Origin of the sequence: Pseudomonas reactans, from assembly GCF_013385825.1 — a bacterium.
GTDB classification, from domain to species: Bacteria; Pseudomonadota; Gammaproteobacteria; order Pseudomonadales; family Pseudomonadaceae; genus Aquipseudomonas; species Aquipseudomonas reactans.
Window position 1 is genome coordinate 324,292 of sequence record NZ_JACAPG010000011.1, and the last position, 15,570, is coordinate 339,861.

Sequence of the window (15,570 nt, forward strand, 5' to 3'; positions counted from 1 at the left end):
TGGAGGTTGTGTTTATTTTATTCCCCTGTTTCAGGAACTAGGTCTATAACTTCCAGTCGATAACCCCTGCTTACTTTTCCCTGGGTTATGGCTAACTAATGGCATGTTTCCGTAGTTTCAAATAGCCATACTTTCTCGCAACACTAGATACCTGAACATTATGTCGTCAGCGCCTATCGATGCCTGCCAGATGCAGATCCCGCACACCGAGCAGGTGTGTGCGTGGCTGATGCAGCATGCCGGGCTGAAAACGGTGGACCTGGAGCGCGCCCGACGCCTGTCCACGGACGATCTGCTGAGTCTGCTGACACGCCTGGGCCTGATCTCCGAAGTTGAACTGGCGCGTGCCTGGGCGGCGTTGCTCGACGCGCCGCTGTTGCTGGCCGACGCCGCGCCGCCGCTGCTCGATCCTTTGCCTGCACTGACCGAACGCTTCATGCGGCACTACCAAGTGGTGCCCATGGGTTGGAACCACAACGGCCTGCGGGTACTGGCGGCCAACCCTGCGCAACATTATCCGTTCGAGGCCCTGGCCTATGCGTGCCAGGTGCCGGTGTGGCTGGCGATCGGCCCGCGCAATGAAGTCGACACCCTGATCGAGCGCTACTACGGTCAGGGCCGCTCGGCTATGGGCACCCTGATCGAGAACCTCGATGAGCAGGGCGGCGCCCAGGAAGATATCGAACACCTCAAGGACATGGCCTCCGAGGCGCCGGTGATCCGCCTGGTCAACCTGATCCTTCAGCGCGCCGTGGAACAGCGCGCCTCGGATATCCATATCGAACCCTTCGAAAACCAACTCAAGGTGCGCTATCGCATCGACGGCGTACTGCACGACGCCGAAGCGCCGCCGGCCAGTTCGTCGGCGGCGGTGATCTCGCGGGTGAAGATCATGGCGCGGCTGGACATCGCCGAACGTCGGCTGCCCCAGGACGGGCGCATCATGCTGCGCATCCAGGGCAAGGAACTCGACCTTCGCGTGTCCACGGTGCCCACCAGTTTCGGCGAGTCGGTGGTGCTGCGCCTGCTGGACCGGCAAACCGTGCAGTTCGACTTCCCCAGCCTGGGCTTTGACGGCCAGCGCCTGGCCACTTTCCTCGACCTGCTGGAACGACCCCACGGCATTCTGCTGGTCACCGGGCCCACCGGTTCCGGCAAGACCACCACGCTCTACACCGCGTTGTCGCGGCTCAACACCGCCGAGCGCAAGATCATTACCGTGGAAGACCCGGTGGAATACCAACTCGAAGGCATCAACCAGATCCAGGTCAAGCCCGCCATCGGCCTGGACTTCGCCGGGGCGCTGCGCTCCATCGTGCGCCAAGACCCGGACGTGATCATGATCGGCGAGATCCGCGACCTGGAAACCTGCCGCATCGCCATTCAATCGTCGTTGACCGGGCACCTAGTGCTCTCCACCCTGCACACCAACAGCGCCGCGGCGAGTATCACGCGGCTGCTGGACATGGGCGTGGAAAGCTACCTGATCGCCTCGACCGTCAGCGGCATTCTCGCCCAGCGCCTGGTGCGGCGCTTGGACCCGGCCAGCCGCGCGGCCTTTGAAGCACCGCCGGAACTGATCGCAGAACATGGCCTGGATCGCCTGACCGAACAACGCCCGATCCTGCTCTATCGCGGGAGCTATTACGGTCGTAGTGCGCTCACTGAGCTGCTGGTGATGAACGATGAGCTGCGCAGCCTGCTGATGCGTCACGCCGATGCCGCCACGCTGGAACAGGCCGCACGCCGCGCCGGTTTGCGCACCCTGTACGAAGAAGGGCTGCGCCAGGCCTTGGCCGGTATTACCTCGTTGGAAGAAGTGCTGCGCGTCACCCGTGGGGACAGCGCGTGAGCCTGTTCAAGTTCCGCGCCCTGGACAACCAGGGCGTGCCGCAGAACGGTACGCTGGAAGCCGCGGATCAAGTTGCCGCCGTCGCCGCCTTGCACAAGCGCGGCCTGTTGCTGCTGCAGATTGAAGCAGCCGGCAGGCCCCTGCTGCGCAACCCACGTGGGCAGTTGAAGGGCACGGCGTTGGTGAGTTTTACCCAGCAGTTGGCGACGCTGTTGGGGGCCGGCCAGCCTCTGGAACGCTCTTTGACCCTGTTGCTCAAGCAACCCGGCCCCGCTCAGGTGCGCGCGCTGATCGAGCGCATCCGCGATCACGTCAAGGCGGGTAAACCCCTGTCCGCCGCATTGGAACAAGAGGGCGGCAGCTTCTCACCGTTGTACCTGAGCATGGTGCGTGCCGGTGAAGCCGGTGGCGCGCTGGAAAGTACCCTGCGTCAGCTCAGCGACTACCTGGAACGCAGCGAGCGGCTGCGCGGCGAGGTGATCAATGCGCTGATCTATCCGGCCTTCCTGGTGGTGGGCGTGCTGGGTTCCCTGGCGTTGTTGCTGGCGTATGTGGTGCCGCAGTTCGTGCCGATCTTCCAGGACCTGGGCGTGCCGATTCCGTGGATTACCGAGGTGATTCTGGCCTTGGGTGAGTTCCTGGGCAGCTATGGCCTGGCGGTGCTGGCCGGGCTGATCGTCAGCGGTGGGTGTTGGGCCGTACGCCTGCGCAATCCGGCATTTCGAGAACAATACGATCGACGCCTGCTCGGCATTCGCGTGCTCGGCCCGTTGTTGCAACGGGTCGAAGCGGCACGCCTGACGCGCACCCTCGGCACGCTGCTCAACAATGGCGTGGCGTTGCTGCAAGCCTTGGTGATCGCGCGGCACGTCTGCACCAACCGCGCATTGCAGGCTCAAGTGGGCCATGCGACGGAATCGGTAAAAGGCGGCGGTACTCTCGCCAGCGCGTTCGGCAGCCAGCCGCTGTTGCCCGAGCTGGCACTGCAAATGATTGAAGTCGGCGAACAGGCCGGCGAACTCGACAGCATGTTGCTCAAGGTCGCCGACATCTTCGACGTCGAAGCCAAGCGCGGCATCGACCGCTTGCTTGCCGCACTGGTGCCGTCCCTGACCGTGGTCATGGCGGTGCTGGTGGCGGTGATCATGTTGGCGATCATGCTGCCGCTGATGAGCCTGACCAGCAATATATGAAGGAGCTTGACCCATGAGAAAACCCCGCCGCCAAAGCGGTTTCACCCTGTTGGAAATGCTCGCGGTGATCGTGTTGCTGGGCATCGTCGCCACCATCGTCGTGCGCCAGGTCGGCGGCAATGTGGACAAGGGCAAGTACGGCGCGGGCAAGGCGCAACTGGCCAGCCTGAGCATGAAGATCGACAGCTACGCGCTCGACGTCGGCGCGCCGCCCACCAGCCTGCAACAGTTGGTGGACAGGCCCGGCGGTTATGCCAAACCTTCTGACCTCAAGGACCCGTTCGGGCATGCCTTCGGCTATCGTTTTCCCGGCGAGCACGGCGCCTTCGACCTGATCTTCTATGGCCAGGATGGCCAGCCGGGCGGCGAAGGTTATAGCGCCGACCTGGGCAATTGGGAGTAACGCGGCCATGTTCCAGCGCGGCTTTACCCTGCTGGAGATGCTGGTGGTGATCCTGTTGATCAGCCTCGCCGCCAGTTTGCTGGGGCTGGGCGTGCGCCAGGGCCTGCAGACGGCGAAAGAGCGCCGCGCGGTGGGGCAGGTGGTGGAAGCGCTGCGCACCACGCGTGCGGGGGCGATCGTCAGCGGGCAGGCGGCACGGACTGCATTCGATATGCAAGACCGTACGTTCCAGGCGCCGGGACGTGCGCTGCAACGGTGGCCGTCCGAGTTGCAAGTGACACTGCACACTGCCGAGCAGGTGGGCCCCTCCGTCGAGTTCTATCCCGACGGTAGCTCCACGGGCGGCAATCTTCTATTGGCCAATGGCACACGGCGTTGGCGCATCGATATCGGCTGGCTTACCGGCAGCGTGCAATCCAAGGCATTGCCATGAGGCGCCAGGCTGGGTTCACGCTGCTGGAAATGCTCGCCGCGCTGACGCTGATGGCGGTGTGCAGCACGGTGCTGTTGGTTGCGTTCGGCCAGAGTGCGCGCTCGTTGTCCCAGGTGGCCCACAGTGATCGGCTTACCCATGCGGCGCTGACGATTTTCGATCAGGAGGCAGCGGGACGATTGAGTAACGGCGTCAGCCAAGGCGAGCTCGACGGTATTCACTGGCAACTGATCAGCACCCGGCAACAGACGCATGTGTTTCGCCTCGACCTGACCCTCAGCGAAGGCCCGCACCAGGCCCGTTTCAGCACCTTGAAGGCGCGCCTATGACGCGCCGCGAGCAGGGCTTTACCTTGCTGGAAATCCTCGTAGTGCTCAGTTTGTTGGGCGTTTTGCTGGTGCTGGTTGGGGGCGCATTGCTGGGCGCCAATCGCGCCGTGTCCAAGGCCCAGGCGTATACCGTGAACCTGGATGAAGTGCGCGCCGCTCAACAGTTTTTGCGCACGGCGATCAGCGAAACGTTGCCACTGGCGGTGGGTGAGGGCGATGGTTTTTTTGTCGGCACGGCGCAGCGGCTGGAGTTTGTCTCGACCTTGCCCGGCGTGCTGGGTGGTGGGATTCATCGGTTCAGCCTGCAACGGGTCGAACAGGATTTGCAGGTCGGTTTTTCCCAGCGTGAACCCCAGGTGCTGCTGAACAACATCGAGGCTGTGCAGTTCAGTTATCGCGGCGTGTCGCCGTTGGGTCAGCCGACGGGTTGGATCAGTGATTGGCCATGGCCCAAACGCCTGCCTGCGGCCGTGCGCATCGCCGCCAACGTCGACGGCCCGGTGCCCTGGGTCACCCAGGTGATTGCCCTGCGCTTGAACCTGTCCAGCGGGAGCGTGGAAGAATGAGGCGCCAACGTGGTGCGGCCCTGCTGCTGGTGCTGTGGGTGCTGGCCTTGCTCAGCGTATTGCTCGGCGGCCTGGCCGGCTGGGTGCAGTTGGAAAGCCGACAGGCCCTGTGGTTGCGCCAGCACACACAAACCGTGCTGGCCGCGGAAGCCGGTATCGCCCTGGTCATGGCTGACCGGCGCTGGGTGGCCGATGGTCGCGATATCCCGTTGGTGTTTGATGACGCCCAGTTGCACGTCAGCCTGCGCAGCGAGCGTGGCAAGCTTTACCTGATTAACGCCGAGGCACAGGATTTCACGCGCCTGGCCCTGGCCTGCGGCGCCACCCCGGCCCAGGCGACGCAACTGTCCAAGGCCCTTGAAGCGCGCCGCCAAAAGGGCCTGGCGCCGTTCCGGGTGTTGGAAGAAGTGCGTCAACTGCCCGGTATGACGCAAACCCTCTACAGCCAATTGCTACCCGAGATCACCTTGTGGAGCGACCTGGATCGCCCCGATCCCGCCTTCGCCAGCCCGCTGATGCGCAAGGCGCTGAACCTGCCGCGCCAGAACGCCGAAGGTGCCGACCCTGGCGAAGTGCTGGTGGTCGACAGCCGCGCCGAGCGCCCCGGCGGTTATCAGGCGCGGCTGCAAGTCACCGTTTTATTGAGCCCAACGGAGGACAGCGCACAACCCTATCGGGTGTTGCGTTGGCAAGAATGAATCGACTAGAACCCATCGCCCGGCACTGGCGCGGCAGCCTGCTGCAACAGGGTTGGCGCTTGTGGCTTGCGGAGCTGCGCGCCTGTGTGCCGAGTGGGTTGGCACGGCCAGAACCGCCGGAGCAGATCCACCACTGGCCGTTACCGGCGCCGGTCGCGTCGGACAGCACGCGCCAAGTGCTGATGCTTGGCGCGGATGCCGTGCTGCTGCAGCGCGTGCAACTGCCTTTGGCCGCCGGGCGCAACCTCAACGCGGTGGTCGGTTATGAACTGGATCGCTACACCCCGTTCGAGGCCGACCAACTCTATTTCGTCGCGTGCCAGGAACGGCGCACGTCCACCCACCTTGAAGTCACGCTGGTGGCGATCCTGCGCGAACGCCTGGACCAGATTCTCAGCGACTGCACCGCCCTAGGCCTGCATCCCCATCGCGTGGATGCGGCCAACCTGGGCATCGACCTGCTGCCCCCGCCGTTGCGCCCACGCCAACGCCCGCCGGGCATGGGTTTGCAACGCAGCCTGCCGTGGTTGTGCGGGGCCTTGCTGATCGCAGCGATGCTGCTGTGGCTCAACGACCGCCAGCGCGTCATCGACGCCATGCACGCCAGTGTGCAGCAACAGAAAGCCGAGGTCGCCGAGGTGCATGCCCTGCGCCAGCAACTGCTCAATACCCGGGGCGCGGCGCAGTACCTTACCCGGCGCAAACTGGCGCAACCGCCCCTGGCCGCGCTACTCAACGACCTGACCACTTGTCTGCCCGCCGACACCTGGCTGGATCAGTTGGACGTGAAGGACGGCGAGATTTCCCTCTCAGGTCAAAGCGCCAAGGCCAGCGCACTGATTACCCGCATCAAAGGCTGCCGCAGCCTGGAAAACGCCCAGTTCGAAGGGGTGATCCAGCCCGATGCCCGTACCGGCAAGGACCAGTTTGCCTTGCGTGCCCACCTACGCCAGGAGGCCGCCGATGCGCCGACCCCTCACACCCCGTGAACGCCGCGGCACTGCCTTGCTGGTGTTGGCGTTGGTACTCGGCACGGCCTACTGGCTGCTGATCGACAGTTGGTTCGCCGGCCCCCTGCGCGACATGGGCGAACAAGCCGAACAGTTGCGCGAGCAACAGCAACGCTATGCCGGCGTGTTGCGCCAACGTGATGCGCTGCGCCAACAGCTTGAGCAAGCCCGCCAGGACCCGGCCAGCAGCACCAGCCTGTTGCCGGGGGACGACCCCGACGTGGTGGCCGCCGACCTGATGCAGCGCCTTGCCGACCTGATCAACAGCCACGCCAACCTCGGCGGCGGTTGCAGCCTGACCCAGCGCAAGCCCATCACGCCGGAGCAAGACGACGGCGAGCCGTATCGCCAGGTCAAGGTCAGCCTGACCCTCGACTGCGCCATCGAACCCCTGGAAGCGCTGTTGCATGAGCTGGAGTATCAACCGCCGTTCTTGTTCGTGGATGAACTGCGCATCCGCCGCAGCCAACAGGCGCCGGCCAGTGGCGGTGCGGGCAAGCTGGTGGTGCACCTGCTGGTGCGCGGTTACCTGCAACCGGCGCGGGTGACGCCATGATCGGCAGATTACGCCCCGTGGAGTGGGGCCTGCTCGGCTTGTCGGGATTGCTGGGCGTGTTGATGGCGGTGATCCTCAGCAGCATCGGTGATGAGCCGCAATGGCTGCCTGACGCGCCCGCGCGCGCCCATCCCACCGCCCAGGTACAGGTCGCGCCGAGTGTCCCGCTGGAGCACCTCGCCGCCACGTGGCAGGCGCCGTTGTTCAGCCCGGATCGCAGCCCGGATCGCGTCGTGGGCAAAGCCCAGGTCACCAGCCTGGCCAACCTGACCCTCAGCGGCATCATGATCACCGGCAACCTGCAAATGGCCATGCTCAAGCAGGCCGATGGCCGCGCCCTGACGGTCCGCCTCGGCCAGGCCTTGCCCAACGGCTGGCGCTTGGACCACCTGACCCCGCAATCCGCCCGATTCAACCTGGACGGCCGCACGCAAACCTTGAGCTTCTACGCCAAGCGCCTGCCGCCGCCGTCCACCCGGCCCCCCATTACTTTGCCCCGCGAGCCTCTCCCTTGATCGACATGCGCACCTCAACGTTTTGCCTGGCGACCGCTTTTGTCCTGAGCGGATGTGGATCCTTCCCCGACCGCCTCGATCCGGACGACGACCTGCTGCACGAAGCCCTGCAAGGCACCGGCTCGCAACGCCCGTCGACCGAGCAAGCCGCGCCGGAAAGCCCACCACCTGCGGTTAAAACGCCAACGCAGCGCCAACTGATCCGTGGCAACCAGCAGTTCATGCGCGGGCCGGCAGCGCAGCCGGTGGCGAAAGAGGAGGGTGGCGATATCGTCTTCAACTTCGCCGACCAGCCCATCGAAGCGGTGATCAACAGCGTGATGGGCGACCTGCTGCATGAAAACTACAGCATCGCCCAAGGCGTGAAGGGCAATGTGAGCTTTTCCACCTCCAAGCCGGTGGACAAACAACAGGCGCTGTCGATCCTCGAAACCCTGCTGTCCTGGACCGACAACGCCATGATCAAACAGGGTGATCGCTATGTGATTCTGCCCGCCAACCAAGCGGTGGCGGGCAAGCTGGTGCCGCAGATGAGCGTGGCGCAACCGTCCAGCGGCCTGTCGGCGCGGTTGTTCCCACTGCGCTACATCTCCGCCACCGAGATGCAGAAACTGCTCAAGCCCTTCGCCCGCGAGAATGCGTTCCTGCTGGTGGACCCGGCGCGCAATGTGCTGAGCCTGGCTGGCACTCCGGATGAATTGGCCAACTACCAGGACACCATCGACACCTTTGACGTGGACTGGCTCAAAGGCATGTCGGTGGGCGTCTTCGGCCTGCAACGGGCGTCCGTGGCCGAGTTGATGCCCCAGTTGCAAAGCCTGTTCGGTCCTGACAGCGGCATGCCCCTGGCCGGCATGCTGCGTTTTTTGCCGATTGAGCGGACCAACTCGGTGGTGGCGATTTCTTCCCAGCCGCAGTACCTCAGCGAGGTGGGCGACTGGATTCGCACCATCGACGAGGGCGGCGGCAACGAGCCGCAGATGTACGTCTACGACGTGCGCAATATGAAGGCCGCCGACCTGGCCAAGTACTTGCGGCAGATCTACGGCACCGGCGCGATCAAGGACGACACACCGGCCAAGGTCGCGCCAGGCCTGCGCACCACGACCCTGTCGTCACTCAATACCGGCGGCTTGCAGAACAACCCGCCTGCTGCCGAAGCGCCGGAGCCGGACGAGAAGGCAGTCGCGCCCACCAGCGCGCTCGAAGCCGGCACCCGCATTACCGCGCAAAAGAGCAGCAATCAACTGCTGGTGCGCACCCGGCCCGCGCAGTGGAAAGAGATCGAAGCGGCGATCAAGCGGCTCGATAACCCGCCGCTGCAAGTGCAGATCGAGACGCGGATTCTTGAGGTCAAGCTCACCGGTGAACTGGACTTGGGCGTGCAGTGGTACCTGGGGCGGCTGGCGGGTAATTCCTCCAGCACCACCGTCGCCAACGTTTCCGGCAGCCAGGGCGCACTCGGCGGGGGTGGGGCGGGGTTGGGGGCGACGGATTCGTTGTTCTACTCGTTTGTCAGTTCGAATCTGCAGGTGGCGTTGCATGCGCTGGAAACCAATGGCCGCACCCAGGTGCTGTCGGCGCCGTCGCTGGTGGTGATGAACAACCAGCCGGCGCAGATTCAGGTGGGGGACAACATTCCGATCAACCAGACCACGGTGAATACCGGGGATGCGGATACCACGTTGAGCAGTGTCGAGTATGTGCAGACGGGCGTGATTCTGGACGTGGTGCCGCGGATCAATCCGGGTGGGTTGGTGTACATGGATATTCAGCAGCAAGTCAGTGATGCCGAGAGTCAGAGTGCGAACAGCGACACGCCGGTGAATCCGCGTATCTCGACGCGCTCGGTGTCGACGCAAGTGGCGGTGCAGAGTGGGCAGACCGTGTTGCTGGGGGGGTTGATCAAGCAGGACAACGGGGAGAGTGTGAGTGCTGTGCCGTATCTGGGGAAGATTCCGGGGTTGCGGTGGTTGTTTGGGAGTACCAGCAAGTCGAAGGATCGGACGGAGCTGATTGTGTTGATTACGCCTAAGGTGATTACCAGCAGTGGGCAGGCGCGGCAGGTGACGGATGATTATCGGCAGCAGATGCAGTTGTTGCGGCCAGGGGGGTAGGTTGGTGTACATAGGTGTTTGTTATTGCGCCGTCAACCAGGAGGAATCATGTCTACCGTCGTCCGTCTCGCCCAGGCAGCCGATGCCGAAGGGATCAGCCAGGTCATCCTGGCGGCCTTGCACAGCAGTAATGCGCGGGACTATCCGATCGATGTGATTGCGCGGGTGGCCAGTAATTTCACGCCTGATGCCGTGTTGGCCTTGCTTAAGCGCCGCCTGGTACTGGTGGCCATTCAAGATCAAATGATCGTCGCCACCGCTGCCCTTGACGGTAATGTGGTGCGCTCGGTGTTCGTCAATCCAGCCTTGCAAGGGCAGGGCATTGGCCGGCTGTTGATGATCGAGATTGAACTGCGCGCCCGTGAGGCGGGGGTGACGGTATTGAGCGTGCCGTCATCACTGACGGCCGAACCGTTCTACACCAAGCTGGGGTTCAACACCGTGCGCGATGTTTACCACGGCAACGAGCGTACGTTGGTGATGGAAAAGGCGTTGCTGTCCCGGCATCCCATCGGGCCGTACCGCGACCGTCAGCATCGGGCGCAAGTGGTTACGTTGTGGCAGCAGGCCTTTGGCTATGACACTGCCCATAACGTGCCAACCCTGGCGATCGATAAGAAGCTGGCCGTCAACGATGGGTTGTTCTTCGTGGCCACGGATAAAAAGACGGTGATCGGAACGGTTCTGGCCGGTTATGACGGCCATCGTGGCTGGCTGTATTCAGTGGCGGTGCATGCCGACTATCGGCGCCATGGCTTGGGGTCTTCACTGGTTCGCTATGCGGAACAGGCGTTGACCGCCTTGGGTTGCATGAAGATCAACCTGCAGATCAATGGCGGCAATGACGCGGTGGTGGGGTTCTACGAGGCATTGGGGTATGGGGTGGAGCCGAGGATCAGCATGGGCAAGAAGATCACGGTGAATATCCCGGAACAATAAAAAAACCCGCCATCTGGCGGGTTTTTTCAGGGTTGCTTAAACCTTGACGATCCAGCCTTCCGGCGCTTCAACGTCGCCGGTCTGCACACCGGTCAGCTCTTTGTAGAGCTTCTGGGTGATCGGGCCGACTTCGGTCTCGCTGTGGAACACGTGGAGCTTGCCGTTGTACTGGATGCCGCCGATGGGCGAGATCACCGCAGCCGTACCGCAGGCGCCGGCTTCCTTGAACTGGTCCAGCTTGTCGATGAACACTTCGCCCTCGACCACGTCCAGACCCAGGCGGGTCTTGGCCAGTTCGATCAGCGACAGGCGGGTGATGCCTGGCAGCACCGAAGGCGACTTCGGCGTGATGAACTGGTTGTCGTGGGTGATCCCGAAGAAGTTGGCCGAGCCGACTTCTTCGATTTTCGAGTGGGTCATCGGGTCCAGGTAGATCGCGTCGGCAAAACCGGCTTTCTTCGCTTCGGAACCTGGCATCAAGCTGGCGGCGTAGTTGCCACCGACCTTGGCGGCACCGGTGCCTTGTGGCGCGGCGCGGTCGAAGGTGGAGATCTGGAAGTTGTGCGGCACCAGGCCGCCTTTGAAGTAGGCGCCGACCGGGATGCAGAACACGGAGAAGATGAACTCCGGCGCGGTGCGCACGCCGATGTTGTCACCGGTGCCGATCACGAACGGGCGCAGGTACAGCGCGCCGCCGCTGCCGTACGGCGGGATGAAATGTTCGTTGGCCTTGACCACTTGCTTGCAGGCGTCGATGAACACATCGGTCGGCACATGCGGCATCAGCAGGCGCGCGCAGCTGCGTTGCATGCGGGCGGCATTCTGGTCCGGGCGGAACAGGTTGATCGAACCGTCCTTGCAGCGGTAGGCCTTGAGGCCTTCAAAGCATTGCTGGCCGTAGTGCAGGGCGGTGGAGCCCTCGCTGATGTGCAGCACGTTGTCGTCGGTCAGGGTGCCGTCTTGCCATTCGCCGTTTTTCCAGACCTGGAGAAACCGCTTGTCGGTCTTGATGTAGTCAAAACCCAGCTTGTCCCAATTGATGCTTTCGTTACCCATGACACCCTCTATCGTTGGTCAAGTCGGTTTTTTTCTGGATGGGCGCAACAATACTTCATTCCCGGGGCCGTTCGCATCCCCCGCGTCCCTTGTAGGAGCGAGCTTGCTCGCGAAAAACTCAAGGGCGCCGCGTTCATTCTGGTTCCACGCGTCATCGTTGGCGATTTTCGCGAGCAAGCTCGCTCCTACAGAGGCTGTGTTTACAGGTGCAAGGCGTGGCCCAAGGCGCGTAGCGCGGCTTCCTGCACCGCTTCGCCGAGTGTTGGATGGGCGTGGATGGTGCCCGCCACGTCCTCCAGGCGCGAACCCATTTCCAGGCTCAGGCCAAAGGCGGTGGACAGTTCGGAGACGCCAACCCCCACGGCCTGCCAGCCGACGATCAGGTGGTTGTCACGCCGTGCCACCACCCGCACGAAGCCGGTTTTCGACTCCAGTGTCATCGCCCGGCCATTGGCCGCGAACGGGAAGCTCGACACGATGCAGTCCAGCCCGGCGGCCTTGGCTTCGTCGGGCGTTTTGCCGACCACCACCAGTTCCGGGTCGGTAAAGCACACTGCCGGAATCGCGGCTGGGTTGAATTCGCGGGACTTGCCGCTGATCAGTTCGGCGACCATTTCACCCTGGGCCATCGCACGGTGCGCGAGCATCGGCTCGCCGCTCAGGTCGCCGATGGCATACACATTGCGCATGCTGGTCTGGCAACGGCTGTCGATCTTGATCGCCGCGCCGTTCATCTCCAGGTTCAGCGCTTCGAGGTTCCAGCCTTGGGTGTTGGGTTTGCGACCCACAGCAACCAGCACTTGATCCGTTGCCAGAGACAGGGTGTCGCCATTCGGGTCGCGTACTTGCAGGCTGCCATCGGCAAAACCGGTGACGCTGTGCTTGAGGTACAGCTTCACGCCCAGTTGCTTGAGGGATTCATTCACTGGCTGGGTCAACTCGGCATCGTAGGCCGGCAGGATACGATCCTGTGCCTCGACCACACTGACCTCGGCACCGAGCTTGCGGTAGGCGATGCCCAGTTCCAGGCCGATATACCCGCCACCCACCACGATCAGGCGCTTGGGCACTCGTGTTGGCGCCAGCGCTTCAGTGGACGAGATGATCGGCCCGCCAATCGGCAGCATCGGCAGGTTGACGCTTTTCGAGCCGGTGGCCAGCAGCAAGTGTTCGCACTGGATGCGCTGGTCGCCGACGTCGACGGTCTTGCCGTCCACCACCTTGGCCCAGCCGTGGATCACCTGCACTTTGTGTTTCTTCAGCAAGGCGGCGACGCCGGTGGTCAGGCGATCGACGATGCCGTCTTTCCATTCCACGCTTTTGCGGATGTCCAGGGTCGGTACATCCACTTCGATGCCCAGTTGCGAACCCTGGCTGTGGTGGATGGTTTGCTGGAACTGCTCGGCCACGTGGATCAAGGCCTTGGACGGGATGCAGCCGATGTTCAGGCAGGTACCGCCCAGCGCCTGGCCTTCCACCAGAATCGTCGGGATGCCCAACTGGCCGGCACGAATCGCCGCCACATAACCGCCAGGGCCGCCGCCGATAATCAACAGCGTGGTATTCAATGTCTGCGTCATGCCTTACTCCAGGAACAGGCTGGCGGGTTGTTCGAGCAGGCCGCGAATGGCCTGGATGAATTGCGCCGCGTCCATGCCATCGACCACCCGGTGATCGAAGGAGCTGGAGAGGTTCATCATCTTACGTACCACGATCTGGCCCTTGATCACCATCGGCCGTTCAACGATACGGTTGACGCCGACGATGGCCACTTCCGGCAGATTCAGCACCGGCGTGCTGACGATGCCGCCCAAGGCACCCAGGCTGGTCAGGGTGATGGTCGAGCCCGACAGCTCGTCACGGCTGGCCTTGCCATTGCGCGCAGCCGTGGCCAAACGTGCGATTTCTTCGGCGTTGCCCCACAGGCTGCGGGCTTCAGCGTGACGCACCACCGGCACCATCAGGCCAACGTCGCTCTGGGTGGCGACGCCCACATGCACCGCGCCGAGGCGGGTGATGACCTGGGCTTCGTCGTCGTAACGCGCGTTGATCTGCGGGAAGTCACGCAGTGCCACCACCATGGCGCGCACGATGAACGGCAGCAGGGTCAGCTTGCCGCGCGTAGCACCGTGTTTCTCGTTGAGGTGCACACGCAACTCGTCGAGGGCGGTGACGTCGATCTCTTCTACATAACTGAAATGCGCGGCACGCCGGGTGGCGTCCTGCATGCGCTGGGCGATCTTGCGGCGCATGCCGATCACTGGGATCTGTTCTTCGGTGTGGCGTTCGGCGTAAGGGTTGGCAGCCGTTTTGTTTTGCGTCGGCCCCTGGAGCAAGTAAGCCTCCAGATCTTCGTGCAGAATCCGGCCCGCCGGGCCAGAGCCCTGGACCAGACGCAGTTGAATCCCGGCGTCCAATGCATGCTTGCGCACGGCCGGGGAGGCCAATGGGCGTTCGTCGGCTTCACGTGCCACAGGTGCCTGGGCTGCGATAACCGGCGCAGGTTTGCTTTCAACCACGACTGGCGCAGGCTTGGCTTCAACTACAGGCGCGGCCTTCGGCGTTTCCTTCACGGCGGGCGCTTCCTTGGCGTTGCCGGCACCTTCCACTTCAATGCTGATCAGAATACTGCCCACGGCCATGACTTCCCCCGGCTCGCCGCCGAGGGAAATCACCTTACCGTGCACGGGCGAGGGAATGTCTACCATCGCCTTGTCGGTCATCACATCCGCCAGTACCTGGTCTTCCACGACCATGTCGCCAACCTTCACATGCCACACCGACAGTTCAACTTCCGCGATGCCTTCGCCAATGTCCGGCATCTTGATAACGTGCGTGCCCATTCAGACCTCCATGACCCGTTTCAACGCCGCGCCCACTCGGGACGGCCCTGGGAAATACGCCCACTCTTGCGCGTGCGGGTAGGGGGTGTCCCAGCCGGTGACGCGTTCGATCGGCGCTTCCAGGTGGTGGAAGCAGTGTTCTTGCACCAGCGACACCAACTCCGCACCAAAGCCGCAGGTGCGGGTGGCTTCATGCACCACCACGCAACGACCGGTCTTCTTCACGGATTTGACGATGGTTTCCAGGTCCAGCGGCCACAGGCTGCGCAGGTCGATGACCTCGGCGTCAATGCCGGTTTCTTCGGCGGCGACTTGCGACACATACACGGTGGTGCCGTAGGTCAGCACGGTAACGGCCGAACCCGGACGCACGATGGCGGCCACGTCCAGCGGCACGGTGTAATAACCGTCCGGTACTTGGGCTTGCGGGTGTTTCGACCACGGGGTTACCGGACGATCGTGATGGCCATCGAATGGGCCGTTGTACAGGCGTTTGGGCTCAAGGAAGATCACCGGGTCATCGTTCTCGATGGAGGCGATCAGCAAACCTTTGGCGTCATAGGGGTTCGAAGGCATCACCGTGCGCAGCCCGCAGACCTGGGTGAACACCGCTTCGATACTCTGGCTGTGGGTCTGCCCGCCGTAGATGCCGCCGCCGCACGGCATGCGCATGGTCAGTGGCGCGGTGAACTGGCCGGCCGAGCGGTAACGCAGGCGCGCCGCTTCGGAGATGATCTGGTCGGTGGCGGGGTAGACGTAGTCGGCGAACTGGATCTCGGCCACCGGACGCAGGCCATAGGCGCCCATGCCCACGGCCACGCCGATAATGCCGCTTTCGGAGATCGGCGCGTCAAACACGCGGGAGCTGCCGTATTTGGTCTGCAAGCCTTCGGTGCAACGGAACACACCGCCGAAATAACCGACGTCCTGGCCGAACACCACCACGTTGTCGTCGCGTTCGAGCATCACATCCATGGCCGAGCGCAGGGCCTGGATCATGGTCATGGTGGTGGTGGTCATGGCGGTTTCCACTTCAATACTGTTGTTGTGATCGTTCATG

General features: G+C 63.2%; 16 protein-coding genes. 12 read left to right on the plus strand and 4 right to left on the minus strand.

Going from position 1 to position 15,570, the window contains the following annotated elements; genetic code table 11:
• The first annotated feature begins 160 nt into the window (after window positions 1-160).
• From gspE to HX868_RS13055, 12 genes are read left to right on the plus strand one after another with little or no spacing between them, the layout of a single operon-like run.
• Window positions 161-1,852: a type II secretion system ATPase GspE gene (gene gspE / locus HX868_RS13000; protein ID WP_177003128.1), complete on the plus strand. Its 1,692-nt coding sequence runs from the start codon at window positions 161-163 to the stop codon at window positions 1,850-1,852.
• On the plus strand, window positions 1,849-3,045 hold the full coding sequence (gspF, locus tag HX868_RS13005; RefSeq protein WP_177003129.1) for a type II secretion system inner membrane protein GspF: 1,197 nt from the start codon (window positions 1,849-1,851) through the stop codon (window positions 3,043-3,045). The genes gspE and gspF overlap by 4 nt, the downstream gene beginning before the upstream one ends.
• Before the next feature lie 13 nt (window positions 3,046-3,058).
• Window positions 3,059-3,448, plus strand: coding sequence for a type II secretion system protein GspG (locus HX868_RS13010; RefSeq protein ID WP_016978124.1), 390 nt, complete (start codon window positions 3,059-3,061; stop codon window positions 3,446-3,448).
• A gap of 7 nt (window positions 3,449-3,455) precedes the next feature.
• Entirely contained in the window at window positions 3,456-3,881 is a 426-nt protein-coding gene (locus HX868_RS13015; RefSeq protein WP_177003130.1) for a GspH/FimT family pseudopilin, read from the plus strand.
• Window positions 3,878-4,210, plus strand: a complete 333-nt coding sequence (locus HX868_RS13020; protein ID WP_177003131.1) for a type II secretion system protein — start codon at window positions 3,878-3,880, stop codon at window positions 4,208-4,210. The genes HX868_RS13015 and HX868_RS13020 overlap by 4 nt, the downstream gene beginning before the upstream one ends.
• Window positions 4,207-4,776 carry a prepilin-type N-terminal cleavage/methylation domain-containing protein gene (locus HX868_RS13025; protein WP_177003132.1) on the plus strand — a complete coding sequence of 190 codons (570 nt, stop codon included), beginning with the start codon at window positions 4,207-4,209 and terminating at the stop codon, window positions 4,774-4,776. The genes HX868_RS13020 and HX868_RS13025 overlap by 4 nt, the downstream gene beginning before the upstream one ends.
• Window positions 4,773-5,474 carry a general secretion pathway protein GspK gene (locus HX868_RS13030; RefSeq protein WP_177003133.1) on the plus strand — a complete coding sequence of 234 codons (702 nt, stop codon included), beginning with the start codon at window positions 4,773-4,775 and terminating at the stop codon, window positions 5,472-5,474. The genes HX868_RS13025 and HX868_RS13030 overlap by 4 nt, the downstream gene beginning before the upstream one ends.
• Window positions 5,471-6,463, plus strand: coding sequence for a PilN domain-containing protein (locus HX868_RS13035; protein WP_177003134.1), 993 nt, complete (start codon window positions 5,471-5,473; stop codon window positions 6,461-6,463). The genes HX868_RS13030 and HX868_RS13035 overlap by 4 nt, the downstream gene beginning before the upstream one ends.
• On the plus strand, window positions 6,438-7,040 hold the full coding sequence (gene gspM, locus HX868_RS13040; RefSeq protein WP_095016903.1) for a type II secretion system protein GspM: 603 nt from the start codon (window positions 6,438-6,440) through the stop codon (window positions 7,038-7,040). Before HX868_RS13035 ends, gspM begins: the two co-directional genes overlap by 26 nt.
• Window positions 7,037-7,555, plus strand: a complete 519-nt coding sequence (locus tag HX868_RS13045) for a general secretion pathway protein GspN (RefSeq protein WP_177003135.1) — start codon at window positions 7,037-7,039, stop codon at window positions 7,553-7,555. Before gspM ends, HX868_RS13045 begins: the two co-directional genes overlap by 4 nt.
• A gap of 5 nt (window positions 7,556-7,560) precedes the next feature.
• The gene (gspD, locus tag HX868_RS13050; protein WP_177003136.1) at window positions 7,561-9,672 is read left to right on the plus strand and encodes a type II secretion system secretin GspD; all 2,112 of its coding nucleotides are present in this window, start codon (window positions 7,561-7,563) and stop codon (window positions 9,670-9,672) included.
• 48 nt (window positions 9,673-9,720) lie between these two features.
• Window positions 9,721-10,611 (plus strand): GNAT family acetyltransferase, encoded by an 891-nt coding sequence (locus HX868_RS13055; RefSeq protein WP_177003137.1) that lies wholly within the window; start codon window positions 9,721-9,723, stop codon window positions 10,609-10,611.
• Window positions 10,612-10,647: 36 nt separating this feature from the next.
• On the opposite strand, the gene HX868_RS13060 is transcribed toward HX868_RS13055, so the two are convergent.
• The 4 genes from HX868_RS13060 to HX868_RS13075 all read right to left on the minus strand — a co-directional run bounded on the left by HX868_RS13060 (window position 10,648) and on the right by HX868_RS13075 (window position 15,569).
• Window positions 10,648-11,667, minus strand: coding sequence for a branched-chain amino acid aminotransferase (locus HX868_RS13060; protein WP_016978115.1), 1,020 nt, complete (start codon window positions 11,665-11,667; stop codon window positions 10,648-10,650).
• A 200-nt stretch (window positions 11,668-11,867) separates the two neighbouring features.
• Window positions 11,868-13,247 carry a dihydrolipoyl dehydrogenase gene (gene lpdA, locus HX868_RS13065; protein ID WP_095016898.1) on the minus strand — a complete coding sequence of 460 codons (1,380 nt, stop codon included), beginning with the start codon at window positions 13,245-13,247 and terminating at the stop codon, window positions 11,868-11,870.
• A gap of 3 nt (window positions 13,248-13,250) precedes the next feature.
• Window positions 13,251-14,510 (minus strand): dihydrolipoamide acetyltransferase family protein, encoded by a 1,260-nt coding sequence (locus tag HX868_RS13070; protein WP_177003138.1) that lies wholly within the window; start codon window positions 14,508-14,510, stop codon window positions 13,251-13,253.
• A complete protein-coding gene (locus tag HX868_RS13075; RefSeq protein ID WP_016978112.1) occupies window positions 14,511-15,569 on the minus strand; it encodes an alpha-ketoacid dehydrogenase subunit beta in 1,059 nt (352 codons plus the stop codon).
• Window position 15,570 lies beyond the last annotated feature (1 nt).

Coding starts and splice junctions, on each gene's coding strand:
- HX868_RS13075 (WP_016978112.1), bottom strand. CDS start 15,569: ATGAACGATCACAACAACAGTATTGAAGTGGAAACCGCCATGACCACC.
- gspM (WP_095016903.1), top strand. CDS start 6,438: ATGCGCCGACCCCTCACACCCCGTGAACGCCGCGGCACTGCCTTGCTG.
- HX868_RS13020 (WP_177003131.1), top strand. CDS start 3,878: ATGAGGCGCCAGGCTGGGTTCACGCTGCTGGAAATGCTCGCCGCGCTG.
- HX868_RS13055 (WP_177003137.1), top strand. CDS start 9,721: ATGTCTACCGTCGTCCGTCTCGCCCAGGCAGCCGATGCCGAAGGGATC.
- gspE (WP_177003128.1), top strand. CDS start 161: ATGTCGTCAGCGCCTATCGATGCCTGCCAGATGCAGATCCCGCACACC.
- HX868_RS13030 (WP_177003133.1), top strand. CDS start 4,773: ATGAGGCGCCAACGTGGTGCGGCCCTGCTGCTGGTGCTGTGGGTGCTG.
- HX868_RS13070 (WP_177003138.1), bottom strand. CDS start 14,510: ATGGGCACGCACGTTATCAAGATGCCGGACATTGGCGAAGGCATCGCG.
- HX868_RS13025 (WP_177003132.1), top strand. CDS start 4,207: ATGACGCGCCGCGAGCAGGGCTTTACCTTGCTGGAAATCCTCGTAGTG.
- HX868_RS13010 (WP_016978124.1), top strand. CDS start 3,059: ATGAGAAAACCCCGCCGCCAAAGCGGTTTCACCCTGTTGGAAATGCTC.
- HX868_RS13045 (WP_177003135.1), top strand. CDS start 7,037: ATGATCGGCAGATTACGCCCCGTGGAGTGGGGCCTGCTCGGCTTGTCG.
- HX868_RS13060 (WP_016978115.1), bottom strand. CDS start 11,667: ATGGGTAACGAAAGCATCAATTGGGACAAGCTGGGTTTTGACTACATC.
- HX868_RS13015 (WP_177003130.1), top strand. CDS start 3,456: ATGTTCCAGCGCGGCTTTACCCTGCTGGAGATGCTGGTGGTGATCCTG.
- gspD (WP_177003136.1), top strand. CDS start 7,561: ATGCGCACCTCAACGTTTTGCCTGGCGACCGCTTTTGTCCTGAGCGGA.
- lpdA (WP_095016898.1), bottom strand. CDS start 13,247: ATGACGCAGACATTGAATACCACGCTGTTGATTATCGGCGGCGGCCCT.
- HX868_RS13035 (WP_177003134.1), top strand. CDS start 5,471: ATGAATCGACTAGAACCCATCGCCCGGCACTGGCGCGGCAGCCTGCTG.